This window comes from Chryseobacterium artocarpi (assembly GCF_001684975.1).
Classification (GTDB): domain Bacteria; phylum Bacteroidota; class Bacteroidia; order Flavobacteriales; family Weeksellaceae; genus Chryseobacterium; species Chryseobacterium artocarpi.
Genome location: NZ_MAYH01000034.1, coordinates 318,561 through 332,942, shown reverse-complemented (window position 1 = coordinate 332,942; position 14,382 = coordinate 318,561). Strand labels below are relative to the sequence as shown.

Annotated in this window: 12 protein-coding genes; 8 read left to right on the top strand and 4 right to left on the bottom strand. The window is 33.8% G+C overall.

Going from position 1 to position 14,382, the window contains the following annotated elements; all coding sequences use genetic code 11:
- Nucleotides 1-86 precede the first annotated feature (86 nt).
- The gene (locus BBI01_RS13100) at nucleotides 87-602 is read right to left on the bottom strand and encodes a hypothetical protein (protein WP_065395114.1); all 516 of its coding nucleotides are present in this window, start codon (nucleotides 600-602) and stop codon (nucleotides 87-89) included.
- Nucleotides 603-692: 90 nt separating this feature from the next.
- Nucleotides 693-2,978 (bottom strand): TonB-dependent siderophore receptor, encoded by a 2,286-nt coding sequence (locus BBI01_RS13095; RefSeq protein WP_065395113.1) that lies wholly within the window; start codon nucleotides 2,976-2,978, stop codon nucleotides 693-695.
- A 185-nt stretch (nucleotides 2,979-3,163) separates the two neighbouring features.
- On the opposite strand from BBI01_RS13095, the gene BBI01_RS13090 reads away from it, so the two are divergent.
- Nucleotides 3,164-4,219 carry a Gfo/Idh/MocA family oxidoreductase gene (locus tag BBI01_RS13090; protein ID WP_065395112.1) on the top strand — a complete coding sequence of 352 codons (1,056 nt, stop codon included), beginning with the start codon at nucleotides 3,164-3,166 and terminating at the stop codon, nucleotides 4,217-4,219.
- Nucleotides 4,220-4,284: 65 nt separating this feature from the next.
- On the opposite strand, the gene BBI01_RS13085 is transcribed toward BBI01_RS13090, so the two are convergent.
- Complete coding sequence (locus BBI01_RS13085; RefSeq protein ID WP_065395111.1) at nucleotides 4,285-6,180, bottom strand: ABC-F family ATP-binding cassette domain-containing protein; 1,896 nt, start codon at nucleotides 6,178-6,180, stop codon at nucleotides 4,285-4,287.
- A 304-nt stretch (nucleotides 6,181-6,484) separates the two neighbouring features.
- Between BBI01_RS13085 and BBI01_RS13080 the strand changes: the two genes are divergently transcribed.
- On the top strand, nucleotides 6,485-6,997 hold the full coding sequence (locus BBI01_RS13080) for a 5' nucleotidase, NT5C type (protein WP_065395110.1): 513 nt from the start codon (nucleotides 6,485-6,487) through the stop codon (nucleotides 6,995-6,997).
- Between the two features lie 135 nt (nucleotides 6,998-7,132).
- Nucleotides 7,133-8,788: an alpha/beta fold hydrolase gene (locus BBI01_RS22385; protein WP_083190104.1), complete on the top strand. Its 1,656-nt coding sequence runs from the start codon at nucleotides 7,133-7,135 to the stop codon at nucleotides 8,786-8,788.
- 163 nt (nucleotides 8,789-8,951) lie between these two features.
- Here the strand turns inward: BBI01_RS22385 and BBI01_RS13070 are convergent, their stop codons facing one another.
- Entirely contained in the window at nucleotides 8,952-9,815 is an 864-nt protein-coding gene (locus BBI01_RS13070; protein WP_065395109.1) for a glycoside hydrolase family 25 protein, read from the bottom strand.
- Between the two features lie 65 nt (nucleotides 9,816-9,880).
- Here BBI01_RS13070 and BBI01_RS13065 point away from each other — a divergent pair, with 65 nt between their 5' ends.
- From BBI01_RS13065 to deoC, 5 genes are all read left to right on the top strand, one after another.
- Nucleotides 9,881-11,143, top strand: a complete 1,263-nt coding sequence (locus tag BBI01_RS13065; protein ID WP_065395108.1) for an NAD(P)/FAD-dependent oxidoreductase — start codon at nucleotides 9,881-9,883, stop codon at nucleotides 11,141-11,143.
- On the top strand, nucleotides 11,140-11,811 hold the full coding sequence (gene trmD / locus BBI01_RS13060; protein ID WP_065395107.1) for a tRNA (guanosine(37)-N1)-methyltransferase TrmD: 672 nt from the start codon (nucleotides 11,140-11,142) through the stop codon (nucleotides 11,809-11,811). The genes BBI01_RS13065 and trmD overlap by 4 nt, the downstream gene beginning before the upstream one ends.
- A 377-nt stretch (nucleotides 11,812-12,188) precedes the next feature.
- Complete coding sequence (locus BBI01_RS13050) at nucleotides 12,189-13,124, top strand: endonuclease/exonuclease/phosphatase family protein (RefSeq protein WP_083190119.1); 936 nt, start codon at nucleotides 12,189-12,191, stop codon at nucleotides 13,122-13,124.
- 28 nt (nucleotides 13,125-13,152) lie between these two features.
- Nucleotides 13,153-13,623 (top strand): Lrp/AsnC ligand binding domain-containing protein, encoded by a 471-nt coding sequence (locus BBI01_RS13045; RefSeq protein ID WP_002976659.1) that lies wholly within the window; start codon nucleotides 13,153-13,155, stop codon nucleotides 13,621-13,623.
- A 4-nt stretch (nucleotides 13,624-13,627) separates the two neighbouring features.
- Entirely contained in the window at nucleotides 13,628-14,371 is a 744-nt protein-coding gene (deoC, locus tag BBI01_RS13040; protein WP_065395104.1) for a deoxyribose-phosphate aldolase, read from the top strand.
- Nucleotides 14,372-14,382 lie beyond the last annotated feature (11 nt).

Genomic DNA, 14,382 nt, shown 5'->3' with positions numbered 1-14,382 from the left:
ATTATAATCGTTATGAAGTAAGAGGTGAAAGGTATAAATTATTGAATTTTAAAGAATTTTCATTCCTTTTTTCTGTGTTATTATATTTAAATGCACAGAAGGATAATAGAAATGATTAATCCGGCAATCGTAAACTTGATTCCACGTTTGAATGCTTTTGTTTTAGGATTAAACATCCAGAAACTGGAAATAACAAAGAAGAAAAGAGCAACTCCAAAGAATACGCTTAAAGGAGCTATTGCATCTTTAGACTGTGATTTGTGAAGAGAAACCATTTTATCCAGTACAAAAGGAAGTTCCATTTTTGAATATTTAGCGACACCTGTTGCTGAGTCATAAGTTCCTTTTTTAAAATGAAGAACAGTTCCTTCCGTTTTTTCTACTTCAAGACCTTTCATCTTCAGTTCTTTTTTCAGTTCCTTTTCTGAAAGATTGGCAGATAAAGTCTTCTCATACTTTTTTTCGCTCTTTAGAAAGTCTGTGTCTCTGTAGACCAAAATGATTCCACTTACTGCATACACCGCCATAATACCGGCAAGAAAATACCCCAGATATCGGTGTGTAATTCTCATGAAACTTCTTGTGTCTTTAATCTTATCCATATCGTTTTTGTTTTGTTTTTAAATTTCAAAAGTGGAAGCTGCAAAACTGCAATTTCCACTTTTAATAAAGAACTAATTATGTATTTAATTTTACAGTTTGTAGGTCAATGTAAAATAATAGTTTCTCGGCATGATTGGGTTTACTGAGTAATTCTCATGTACGTTGTAGTTGACAACATCAAATAGGTTACCCACTCTTCCTTGGATAGAGAATTTTTTCCATTCGTAGCCAACGGAAAGTGAAACAGTAGTGTAGTCTTTCAGATCAAACATTCTTGTCACATTGTTTCTACTTGTGTTGGTAGATTTTGTATCATTCCATCCAGCGATTCTGTCTCCAATGTAATAAACTCCAGCTCCGATTTTTAACCCTTTCACATAGTTTGTAAATTTATAAAAAACGGAAGCATTTGCTGTTGTAGCAGGTGTTCTTACCAATCTTTGGTTTTCAACATATCCTTTTTCAGGGGTATCAAGATAAACAGAATTGTTATAAGAGAAACCACCGATGATCGATAAGTTTTCTGTAGGATTTCCTGTAATATCTAATTCTACACCACGGCTTCTCATATTTCCTGCAAATTCTTTAAGATTGGTATCTGTTGAATTTACCGGTGCTCCATTTGTATTAGAAGGGAACCAATATGTTTGATAATAATTGTTGTACATAATCTGGTATGCTGTTAAATTAACCGCTAAAGCATTGTTCCAGAAATTCTTTTTAACACCAATTTCGTATTGATCAACTGTTGATGGTTTTATGCTTTGTTTTGATAAATTAGTTAGTTGATCTTGAACTTGAGTAGCAGGTTGATTAGTATTTACTGTACCAAATTGATCTGAAGTATATCCTGAGTTTGAAGCAAACGAATTAGTATACGTTGCAAATACAGAAAGGTTTTCATTAGGAGCATAAACCAAACCTACCTTTGGAGAAAATGCATTGTCAGACGTTGAAGAATTTGCTACTTCAAACTTCTCATTGGATGCAAAACGGGTAGTCAATGTTGGCATATTTTCTACATAAGACCATCTTAATCCAGCAATTACCTTTAATTGTTTTGTTAAGCTGATAAAATCTTGTGCATAAATTCCGATTCTTCTTGTATTGATTCTGTTTCTTGTAGTAAGAGTAGAATTGGGCATGCCAATATTTCCCCATGTTGAAGGGTCATCTAAATAAAGAAGGTTTTTTGGGTCTGTAACGGTATATGCGTAAGCATCTGCCTGGCTATAATCTGCATCAGAACCAATTAAAATTTTATGATTGATTTTTCCTGTATTGAACTCACCATTGATGTTTACTTGTGCAGAAGTATAATTCTGTTCGTTGTAAGTTTTACCAAAAGGTCTTTTCCAAGATAATCTGTTAGGATCTACAGTTTTATCTTTAGTATCATATATCCATTGTACTCTTTCAGAAGAAAAATAGTCTTTAGTATAGTTTTGATAAGATGCAGTAGCATTCAAAGACCATCTTTCGTTAAATTGATGATTGAATGTTACATTCGTTGAAGCTTGCTGTACATTCTGATATTGCCAGTCGGTTCCAAAGAAAACGTTTCTGGAAACACCATCATTAAGTCTATAGCTTTGATCTTTTTCCGTAATAGATCCAAGTCCGAAATCAGGAGTGAAGTTATTTTTAAGGTAATCTGCCTCCACAATTAATTGAGATTTTTCACTTAAATTAAATAAAAATGATGGATTGAAGTAATACTTTTCAGATTGTACAACATCTCTGAAACTTTCAGCGTATTCGTAAGTTCCGTTTACTCTGAAAGCAACATTTTTAGATAAAGGTCCATAAACATCTATTGTTGGTTTATAAGTATTCCAGCTTCCGCCATTCAATCCTATACTTCCGCCAAAATTAAACTTAGGCTTTTTGGTAATCATATTGATAACTCCTCCGGCAGCAGTATTTCCATAAAGCATTGCGTTTGCTCCTTTTAAAACTTCTACTCTTTCAAGACCACTTACTTCAGGGAAAACTCCACTATTTATTCTTGATCCGTTCTTGAAAATATTGTCATTTCCTAAGATAAAACCTCGTCCACCAAAACTGTCCTGTGAGTTTCCTCTTGAAGAAGTCACATACATTCCGTTTACGTTTTGTAGAACATCACTCAATTGTTTTGCCTGCTGCTGCTCAATGATTTCATGAGTAACAATAGCAATAGGCTGTGGAGTTTCCATTATCGTAAGTTTCGACTTTGTAGAAAGTGGTCTAGCCTGATTTGGATTTCCTGTTTTGTGAAGATTGATGTCCTCAATAGTTTGGGTTCTGATAGTATCTGCCTCAACATTTTTAAGCTGTGCGCTTAATGAAACAGCGGTAAATAGAAGACCTAAAGATAGTAGTTGTCTTTTCATTTTATTTTTATGTAGAACAGTTTTAAATAAGGCGCAAATGTAAGTATTTGTTTAGAATGAATAAAAATTAATACGTGATTTTTATCATGTTTTTTTACGGTAAAGTAGATGGATTATTTCTATCATTGTGGTAGCTGGGGATTTCAGCGTTTTTTTATGAATATATTTGTCTAAAATTTATTAATATGCAATTGGTAAAAGCTGGGCTTTGTGCCTTTGGAATGAGCGGAAAGGTGTTTCATGCACCGTTTTTAAAAGAACATCCGGGATTTTTTATTTCTGCCATAGTAGAAAGAAATAAAGAGGAGTCTAAAGAAAAATATCCCGAGGCAACCATCTATCGTTCGGTGGACGAAATGCTTGCAAACGCAGACATAGAACTTGTGATTGTCAATACTCCAGTCCAAACTCATTATGAGTACGCCAAAAAAGCACTGGAAGCCGGAAAAAATATTATTGTTGAAAAACCATTTACAGTAGATGTCGCAGAGGCAGAAGAACTGGTGAAGCTTGCTGAAGAGAAAGGATTATTTCTGAGCGTATACCAAAACCGAAGATTTGACAGAGATTTTTTACAGGTACAAAAAGTTTTAAATGAAGGAAAACTTGGAAATATCAAAGAAGCTGAAATTCGTTTTGACAGATTCCGAACTACTCCAAGTGGAAAACAGCATAAAGAAAGTCCGGATCAGATAGGCTCAGGTTCATTACATGATTTGGGAGCGCATCTTGTAGATCAGGCTGTGCAATATTTTGGTTATCCTGAGAAATTGTTTGCAGATGTATTTTCTATGAAAGGATCTGCTTTTGCAAATGATTATTTTGAGATTCTGTTATTCTATAAAAACGACTTGAGAGTAAGATTAAAATCATCAGTGTTTGCGAAAGAAGATCATTATGCCTATAAAATTTTTGGTGATAAAGGAAGCTTTTTACAAGAGAGAACCGATAATCAGGAAACTGAATTAGTTGCAGGAGCTATTCCTGTTTATGGCAATGAATGGATGCAGCCTTTGAAGGAAGCAGATGGAATTTTAAACTATTTGAATGAAGATTCAGAAACAGAAAGATTGTTCACTTCAAGCGAGGCTGGAAATTATATGAATTATTATCAGCAGATTTATGAACATATTGTCTTCGGATATCCTTTGCCATCTCCGGGAAAAGAAATTATTCAGAATATGAAGATCATAGATGCTTCTTTAGAAAGTACAAAAGAAGAAAAGGTAATTGTATTATAGATGAATAATGAGTTATGAATTAGGTCAAAGTTTAACGCTCTGACCTAATTCATAATTCATGTTTTTTATAGTAATTCCTGAAGTTCCAGCCATCTCATCTCGTGGTTCTCCAGTTTTTCAGAAACGCTTTCCAGCTCTGATGACAGTTTTGCTATTTTTTCATAATCAGTTTCATTGTTAAGCTGATCTAAAATTTTAGCACGCTGTTCTTCCAGTTCTGGCATTTCCTTGTCAATCGTTTCTAATTCTCTTTGTTCCTTAAAGGTTAATTTTCTTTTTTGAGAATTGGTAGCTGAAGTATTGGTAGGGACAGCAACGGTTTCTTTTACAGGTTCAGGTTTTGATGCAGAATTTTTTTCCAAAGCTTCCTCGCGGCTTCTTGCCTCACGATATTCTGAGAAATTTCCTACAAAATCTCTTATTTTTCCATCTCCTTCAAAAGCAAGAACATGGTCTACAATTCTATCCATGAAATATCTGTCGTGGGAAACGATAATCAAAGACCCCTGAAATTGTTGCAGGAAGTTTTCAAGAACCGTTAATGTAGGAAGGTCCAGATCATTTGTAGGTTCATCAAAAATCAGGAAGTTAGGATTTTGATAAAGAATATACATCAGGTGTAATCTTCTCTTTTCTCCTCCTGAAAGCTTCGAAATTGGTGAATATTGTGTTTGGTCGTCAAATAAGAATAATCTCAGGAACTGTGATGCAGAAAGACTTCTTCCGTTAGCCAAAGGATAAAATTCAGCAATTTCTTTAATGAAATCGATTACGCGCTCATCTTCTTTATAAGTAAGACCTTTCTGAGCAAAATATCCGAAAGAAATAGTTTCTCCCGTTTCAATTTCCCCTTTATCAATTGTTTCCAATCCCTGAATGATATTCAGTAATGTAGATTTTCCGGCACCATTTTTTCCGATGATTCCTACTTTCTCTCCACGCTGGAATTGATAGCTGAAGTCTTTTAATAAAACTTTGTTACCAAAACTTTTGTCAATATTTTTAAGCTCAAGAATTTTATTTCCCAGACGTTTCATTTCAAAATCCAATTCAAGACCTTGTTTTCTGGTGTCAGTTTTAGCTACTTTTTCTGTTTCGTAGAAAGCATCAATTCTGCTTTTTGATTTTGTAGTTCTCGCCTTAGGTTGTCTTCGCATCCATTCAAGTTCCTTTCTGTAAAGGTTGTTGGCTTTATCGATCGTTGCGTTCGTGTTTTCCTCACGAATCATTTTATTCTCAAGATACGTAGCATAAGAACCGTTATGAACATAAAGATTTCTGTCCTCCATTTCCCAGATAATATCACAAACACTGTCAAGGAAATATCTGTCGTGGGTAACGAGTAATAATGTGATTTTTGCTTTATTCAGGTAATTTTCAAGCCATTCTACCATGTCCACATCAAGGTGGTTGGTAGGTTCGTCCATGATCAGTAAAGTGTGTCTGTGCTCTGCTCTGGTTTCTGTTAATAGTTTTGCCAAAGCTACACGTTTGATCTGCCCTCCTGAAAGCGTTCCCATTTTAGCTTCAAGATCGGTAATCTTCAGCTGGGAAAGAATTTGCTTCATTTCATTTTCAAGATCCCAGGCTTTGTGAGCTTCCATATCGGCAAGTGCTTTTTCAATAAAAGCATGATCTGTAGAATGAAGAGACTTGTGGTAGTTCTTTAAGGCGAGAATAGGTTCAGAGTCTAAAGTCATCATAAACTCGTCAATAGTCAGTTTTGGATCAAAATCAATTTCCTGATCAAACAGAACCACCTGAATATCCTTATTAATAATCGCAGTACCACTATCTGCAATTTCTTTACCCATTAAAATTTTCAGAAGGGTAGATTTTCCACTTCCGTTTTTGGCAACAATAGCAATTTTGTCTCCTTCATTAATGTGAAAAGTAATGTTTTCAAACAAAACTTTGATGCCGTAGGACTTGGTGAGATTTTCTGCAGAAACGTAATTCATTGGAAATTAATAGTTTGATTTTAATTTTAAACTGAATCGCAAAAATACGAAAAATGTAGCCATAAAACTTTCCGGCGTATCCTCTATAAGAACGAATATTTATAATTTTTTAATAAACTGTGTTCATTGTCTGCAAAAACTATTCGGTAAATTTGATGGTATAAATAAGAAGCTGGAAACTGGAGATGAGAAGTTAAAAATTTAATAATCTTAAAAAAATCGGGTTGTATTTTAAACTCAAGAATGTCTAGCACCAGGCTCTCAGCTTTATAACATAATAAATATTAAATCTGATTTGAAACAAATGAAAAAAGTAATCGTTGACATGGATGGAGTAATGGCAGATGTTTATCATCAGCTGGCACAGTTTGAAAAAAGAGATACAGGAAAAGAGATTGAAATCAGTGAAACAGCAGGGAAACCTGAACTGGAAGTTTTCCCCAATGGAAAAAAACACGTGAATGAAATAGGTTTTTTCAGAACATTACCTGTAATGGAAGGCAGTCGCGAAGCAATGGAATACCTGAATAATAAATATGAATTGTATATTGTTTCTGCAGGGATGGAATTTCCAAACAGTCTAAGAGAGAAATATGACTGGCTTGCTGAGCATTTTCCATTCATTACATGGGAGCAGATTGTATTGTGTGGAAGTAAAAAAGTAGTGTCAGGAGATGTAATGATTGATGATTATCCAAAGAATTTAGATCATTTTTCCGGACAGAGACTGATTTTTACGCAACCTCATAATGAACTGATTGAAAATGAAACTTACGAGCGAGTAAATTCATGGGAAGAAATTATGAATATTCTATAAGCTTTTCAGATTTTTAAATAATTACCCTAAAATCTTGAAGATTTAAAATAACTTTAACTAAAACAAGATTTATTTTAATAAGGTGTTATGAGTGTTGGTGTTTTAAAATAAATAAGTTTGCATCAAACTTTTAACATGAGAAAACTTAAAGCTCTATTCTTTATTTGTACAGCTTCTATTGTGAATGCGCAAGTCATTTCAGGAACTATTATTTCTAAAAATGAGAACCAACCTATTCCTTATGTGAAAATAGGAATAGAAAAGAAAACTACCGGAACTATTTCTGACGGTAAAGGAAACTTTTCAATCGATCTTTCTCAATTTGATCCACAGCAAAAAATAAAAATTGAAGTTCCGGGATACGATTCGTATGTAGAAACAATAGAAAATTTTAAAAAGCACGACCAGCAGAAAATATTTTTAAATGAGAAAACTAAAAATATTAAAGAAGTTACTATTAAAGCAAAAAAGCTTGTTGATAAAAACTGGGGAGTAAATACAAAAACGAAAAGTGTTACCTACTTTGTAAATCCGGCAACGGGTAGAAAAGATTTTCTGGGAGAAACAGCTCTGGAATTTAATACAAAGAAAAGATCAAAGATTAAAAATATCAACCTGAATATTGCCCGTTACAATTCTACCGAGCCAGTTTTGATGCGATACAGTATTTACAGTGAGAAAAACGGGCTTCCCGACAAAAATATTCTGGATGAAGAAATTACCATTGCCCTTACTGAAGATATGATAAAAGACGGAACCTTTACTTTAGATGTTAATGAACGTAATATCTGGGTTCAGGGAAAATTCTTTGTGGGAATTCAGTTCTTAAAAGAATTTGATGGAAATATTAAAATCAGTGCTGCATTGTTCAGAACAGGATTTATTAGAGAGTTTTATGGAGATTGGATGAAAATGTCTATTGCTGCACCCGCTATCAATATTGATGTAAAGGTGGATAAAAACAGTAAAGATACAGACAAGGACGATAATGTTTATGAGGCTGATGATCCAGCTCAGGAATGGGGTATTGATAATTCACAAAATATACTGGAAGCAGGAAAGTCTATTTATGGTAAGAATGAATCTGCAGCACAATATCTAAAATTAAAAGATTTGGATTTATATTATGAAGTGTATGGAGAAGGGGAGCCTTTGGTATTGCTTCATGGAAATTCCGGAAGTATAAAAGACTATTATCAGCAGATTCCGGTTTTATCTAAACAGTATAAAGTGATTGCTATAGATACGAGAGGTCATGGAAAGAGTAAAGATACCTCCAGAAAAGATTTTACCTATAAAATGTTTGCAGACGATGTAAAAGCAGTGGCAGATCATATGAAACTTGATAAAATTAATATCGTCGGCTGGAGTGATGGAGGAAATACAGGGCTTGAATTTGCCTTGAAATATCCTGACCGCCTTAATAAACTTGTTGCCATCGGCGCAAATGCTTTTCCTGAAGGGGTAGAACAAAGGCTGATGGATCATTTTACGAATCAGATGACTCAATTGAACCAATTAAATCTTCCTGAAATGTTCAATGAACGCAGAGTTATGAAAATCATGTTAACAGAACCTCATATCAGTAAAAATGATTTAAATACAATAAAAAATCCTGTATTGATTATTGCTGGAGACAAAGATGTAATAAAGCCGGACCACACAGAGTTTCTTTCAAAACAAATACCTAATGCAGAATTGAAAATTTATAAAGATACCAGCCATATGGTTCCTTATGAAAAACCTGATGAATTAAATAAAGATATTCTGAGTTTTCTTGAAAAGAAATAAATAGTAAGAAACAATATAGTGTATATTGGAAGTTAAAAAGGTCCTTTTCATTTCAACATTGAATGAAAAGGACCTTTTTGGGGTTTATAAAATAAATTTAAAATTGATATTTAAGGCTCTGTAGACTTTCCTCATTCAATATCCATCTTCCTGCTTTATTAAATTAATCTAATGTCAGTCTCTTCAAAGACCAGGAATTACCATTGTAAATATCAAGGTCTACTTTAGTATTGATCCCATGTACAATTCCATTTTCTGTAAACTGCCAGAAATCCCACTGATCATCAGGTGATGGGGTAGGAACATCATTATAATTGGCAAGCCACAACGGATATCCTTCGAACTCCCCCTTCAGTAAATCTTTATAGTAGTGATAATAGGTATATATAATTGGTTTGGTACCATACGTTTCTTCCACGATTTTACACCATACTTTTAAATCTTCTACCAATTTCTTATTTGTCTTACGTTTTGGGATTTTTTCAATATCCAGAATAGGAGGGAGATCTCCACTTTCTAATTTTACATTAGCAAGAAAATTATTGGCTTGAATCACCGGATCTTCATCTGCCCTGTAAAAATGATAAGCCCCACGAATCAGATCATGCTTCTTTGCCATTTCCCAAAACTCATCAAAATGCTTATCAGCGCTCCGGTTTCCCATTGTAGCACGCATCACTACAAATTCCAATGGAATTGTTTTGTTACCAATGCTGAGGCTATCCCATTTAATATCTTCCTTATTCTGATAATGAGAAACATCAAAACCATAGGTCTTGTCAAGGTTATTTGCTAAAATTCTTTGGATCCTGGAACTTTCCTTTTCACTGTTGTGAAGTTTTTTGTGAGTGAATTTATTAAAGTACAAAGCATAGTAATAACTGACAGATTGTTTAAGGTAAAATCCGGTCCCGATTAAAGCTACAATTAAGATTGCCAATATTACCCACCGGCGGAAAAAATAATTCTTTCGTCGGTTTTTGTGGATTCGTTTGGCAGTTTTTTTGGTGTACTTTTTTTGTGTCATAAAGTTTTGCAAAACTAACTTTTTTCACTACTAAATGCTAAATAAAATCAGTAAATTTGTGTATTATGGAAACACGCGAAAAAATCATCATTATTGGAGGAGGATTTGCGGGGCTGCAGCTTGCAAAAACATTGAATAACAAGAACAAAAAGGTCATTGTTCTGGATCGGGTAAATCATCATATGTTTCAGCCGCTTTTTTATCAGGTAGCCTCAGGGAGGATAGAACCTTCCAATATTTCTTTTCCTTTCAGAAAGATTTTTCAGCAATCCAGAAACACACAGTTCCGGATGACGGAAGTAAAAGAAATTGATGCAGCAAATAATAAGGTAATTACCGATGAAGCAGAATTTACTTACGATAAATTAATCATCGCGACGGGCTGTAAAACTAATTTTTTCGGTAACAAAGAACTTGAAGGAAAAGCATTCGGGATGAAAAATACCCAGGAAGCGATTAGTATCAGAAATCACGTTCTGATGACCTTCGAAAAACTAATTATTGAAAAAAGCCGAAGCGACGATGGCAACTGGAATATTGTTATCGTAGGAAGCGGACCTACCGGTGTAGAGCTGGCTGGAGCCTTTGCCGAAATGAAAAAAGATATTCTTCCGAGAGATTATCCTTATATGAATTTTGATCAGTTGAAAATCATTCTTGTGAGCTCTACAGAAAAGCCACTTGCGGTAATGAGTAGCGAGGCACAGGAAAAATCTGAAAAATACCTCAAAGATCTTGGTGTTACATTCATGAGCGGAGAGGTTGTTACAGACTATGACGGTGATAAAGTTCATTTAAGAAGTGGTAAGGAAATTTCATCCAATAATGTCATCTGGGCAGCAGGAGTTACCGGAAATGTGATTGACGGTTTTCCTGAAGAAAAATTAATAAGAAACAGATATATTGTAGATCGTTATAATAAAATAAAAGGGTACGATAATATTTATGCAATCGGAGACATCGCCTATATGGAAACTCCTAAGTATCCGCAAGGGCATCCACAGGTTGCTAACGTAGCCATTAATCAGGCAAAAAATTTAGGTAAAAATCTTTTAAAGAAGAGTGCCGGCGAATGGAAGGAGTATGAATATGATGACAAAGGTTCATTAGCTACTATAGGGAAGCACAGAGCCGTTGTAGATCTGCCATTTATAAAATTTCAAGGATTTTTGGCATGGTATTTCTGGATGTTTCTCCATTTAATGCTAATTTTGAGCGTTCGAAATAAGCTTGCCATATTCTTCAACTGGATGTGGAGCTATATCAACAAGGATTCTTCCTTAAGATTAATTATTATACCGACTAAGAAAAACGGAACATTACAATGAGAATTGATATCATAAGCGTACTTCCAGAATTGATGGAAAGTCCGTTTAAAACTTCTATTTTAAAGAGGGCAATGGATAAAGGATTGGTGGAAGTACACTTTCATCATCTGAGAGACTGGGCAATCAATAAGCACAGACAAATAGATGATGAACCCTATGGTGGCGGAGCAGGAATGGTAATGATGGTGGAACCACTGGATAAATGCATTTCAGAACTTAAATCTCAAAGAGAGTACGATGAGGTGATTTACCTTACTCCGGATGGAGTAACATTGAATCAGAAAATTGCAAATTCTCTTTCTATTAAAAATAATCTGATCTTTCTCTGCGGACACTATAAAGGAATAGATCAAAGAGTAAGAGATCTTCACATTACTAAGGAAATCTCAATAGGTGATTATGTCTTAACAGGTGGAGAGCTTGCAGCATGCGTTCTTGCAGACTCTATTATACGTTTGCTTCCGGGAGTTTTGAATGATGAACAGAGTGCATTGACAGACAGTTTTCAGGACGATCTTCTGTCACCTCCTATTTATACAAGACCGGAAAGCTATAAAGGTTTAGATGTTCCTAAGATACTGTTAAGTGGTAATTTTGGAAAAATTGAAGAATGGCGTCATGAAGAAGCTGTGAGAATTACCAAAGAAAAACGCCCGGATCTTCTCTAAAATATATTTGAATTCATTACAAATTAATTTTTAAGATGTTCAATTTGTAATTTTGTCAAATGGAATAATATTTGTTATTATTTAAAAATATAAGAAAAATATTAGTGTCTTTGGTTTGAAGTTGAATTTTTATTTTGATTATTTGGTGTTTTGTATATTGTTTTGGTTTTGATATCTTGAATAGATTTATTAAATAATTGAAAATATAATTCACTAAAAGTGATTTTATTGGTATTTTTTACTATATTTGAAATATTTCTTATTAGAAATTGATTTAATGGTGTTGTGAAAGATTCAATGGAATTTTGAGGAAAAATAAATAAATTTAACATTTACAAAAAGAACATATTAAAATTAAAGTATAGAAATTCATGTTGATGGAACTGTTCTCTTTTTATAATGTTGAAAATTTATTTTTACCTGACCCTAAACCTGTACATAAATTAGATCCTACAAAATCAGGTTTAAGGAACTGGGATGATAGAAGGTATAAAAACAAACTTTTTAAAATCTCTCATGTATTTCAACTCATGAAGGAGGAAAATGGTACACTACCATTTATAATAGGATTATCCGAAGTTTCCGGAAGGAAAGTTTTGGAAGATCTTGTGGAACTTGAACCTTTTAATTCAGAATATGGAATTGTACATTACAATTCAATGGATGAAAGAAAAGTGGATGTTGCCATGTTATATGACAAAAATAAAGTAGAAGTTATAGATTCTGAAACTATTACTTTCTTTTTTGAAATTATAAATAAAAACACAGGAAATTACGACACAACCAGAGACGTACTTTTTTCAAAAATTAAATATAAAGACGAAATTATTAATGTCTTTATTGCGCACCTTCCCTCTAAGCGCGAAAAAGATATCAATAAACCCAAAAGAGCCTTTATACTTAATGAAGTCCGGCAACGGATCATGAAAATAGTAGATGAAGATAAGGAACATGTAATATTGTGTGGTGATTTTAACGAAAACCCGGATGATGAAAATTTAGTTCAAATTCTCTATGACAATGATCATGAAAAGATCTTAATAAACCCTTTTCAAGAGTTGTTTTCTACAAGAAATTATTCTACTTTTCATTATAAATCTGGATTGTTGTATGATCAGATTATTATGTCAAAATCCCTTGTTGACAATAAAGTGCTGGCTTTTCAGGAAGCTCGTATATTTAATTCTGAGAAGATCAGCAGCAGAACCAGAAATTTTGAAGGTCGACCTTTCCGAACCTATGCCGGTACACGGTATTTAGGTGGTTACAGCGATCACTTTCCGGTCTTTGTAAAGTTTAAAAGCTTACAGTAAAAAAACATAAATAATAAAAAAGTAGAAAATGAAAAATTCGAGCAACACAAGCTATCACTTAGATTCAATCGACAAGGAAATTATTTACATGCTGATGGATAATGCTAAAACATCTTTAGCACATATCTCTAAGAATGTTGGAATTTCAACAACAGCAGTACACCAGAGAATCAAAAAACTTGAGCATGCAGGAGTAATTGAGAATTCAATTTCATTCCTTAATCCTAAAAAAATCGGATATAAAGTAATTTCATATATCGGTGTATTTTTAGATCAGCCAAGTCACTATCCTGAAGTGGTAAAATCTTTGCATGATATCAATGAAGTGGTAGAAGCGCACTATACAACGGGGAATTATACAATATTCCTTAAGGTTCTTTGTAAAGATAATGATCATTTGATGCAAATCCTTAGCAAACTTCAAAAATTGAAGGGAGTAACAAGAACAGAAACTTTTATATCTTTGGAACAAGGTATTTACAGACAATTGAAAGTATAACGATATGAACATAGCCCAATATTTGGATTCAACCTACCTGAAAACACCAGAACAATCAGGTATTTCTAATGAAGAGACGCTTCAAGTAAATAAAAAACTTACTCAGGAAGCTATTGATAATGGTATTTTTGCCGTAATGATCCGACCGGATTATGTAGCGGAGATTAAGAAATATATTCAGGAGAGAAATTCGAATGTTGTAGTAGGAACTGTAATAGGCTTTCACGAAGGAACGTATTCAATTGATGAAAAGCTTACAGAAGCTTCAAAAGCAATAGAAGACGGAGCTGATGAATTGGACTTTGTAATTAATTACAATGCGTATATTCAGGGAGAAACAGATTTGGTAAAAGAAGAATTTGTAAAATGTACAAAGCTAGCTTTAGAAAACCATAAAATTGCTAAATGGATCATCGAAATTGCAGCTTTAACTGATGCACAAATTGCTGATCTTACTAAAAAGATTTCTACCTGGGCAGAAGAGAATTTTTCTGAAAATGATTGGTCTAAGATCTTTGTAAAATCTTCAACAGGGTTTTATCAAACGACGGATGGGAAACCTAATGGAGCAACATTCGAAGGAGTAAAGATTATGCTTGACAATGCAGGGAAACTTCCTGTAAAAGCTGCCGGAGGAGTAAGAACTCCAGAAGATGCTGAAAAAATGATCAGTATGGGCGTAAAGCGAATCGGAACCTCTTCAGCATTGGCATTAATTAAAAACGAATCTTCATCAGAAGGATATTAAAATAGATTCAA

Bases quoted from the DNA above. Each gene is read 5' to 3' on its own strand.
- BBI01_RS13050 (WP_083190119.1), top strand. From the start codon at position 12,189: ATGGAACTGTTCTCTTTTTATAATGTTGAAAATTTATTTTTACCTGAC.
- BBI01_RS13100 (WP_065395114.1), bottom strand. From the start codon at position 602: ATGGATAAGATTAAAGACACAAGAAGTTTCATGAGAATTACACACCGA.
- BBI01_RS13045 (WP_002976659.1), top strand. From the start codon at position 13,153: ATGAAAAATTCGAGCAACACAAGCTATCACTTAGATTCAATCGACAAG.
- BBI01_RS13070 (WP_065395109.1), bottom strand. From the start codon at position 9,815: ATGACACAAAAAAAGTACACCAAAAAAACTGCCAAACGAATCCACAAA.
- deoC (WP_065395104.1), top strand. From the start codon at position 13,628: ATGAACATAGCCCAATATTTGGATTCAACCTACCTGAAAACACCAGAA.
- BBI01_RS13065 (WP_065395108.1), top strand. From the start codon at position 9,881: ATGGAAACACGCGAAAAAATCATCATTATTGGAGGAGGATTTGCGGGG.
- BBI01_RS13080 (WP_065395110.1), top strand. From the start codon at position 6,485: ATGAAAAAAGTAATCGTTGACATGGATGGAGTAATGGCAGATGTTTAT.
- BBI01_RS13095 (WP_065395113.1), bottom strand. From the start codon at position 2,978: ATGAAAAGACAACTACTATCTTTAGGTCTTCTATTTACCGCTGTTTCA.
- BBI01_RS22385 (WP_083190104.1), top strand. From the start codon at position 7,133: ATGAGAAAACTTAAAGCTCTATTCTTTATTTGTACAGCTTCTATTGTG.
- trmD (WP_065395107.1), top strand. From the start codon at position 11,140: ATGAGAATTGATATCATAAGCGTACTTCCAGAATTGATGGAAAGTCCG.
- BBI01_RS13085 (WP_065395111.1), bottom strand. From the start codon at position 6,180: ATGAATTACGTTTCTGCAGAAAATCTCACCAAGTCCTACGGCATCAAA.
- BBI01_RS13090 (WP_065395112.1), top strand. From the start codon at position 3,164: ATGCAATTGGTAAAAGCTGGGCTTTGTGCCTTTGGAATGAGCGGAAAG.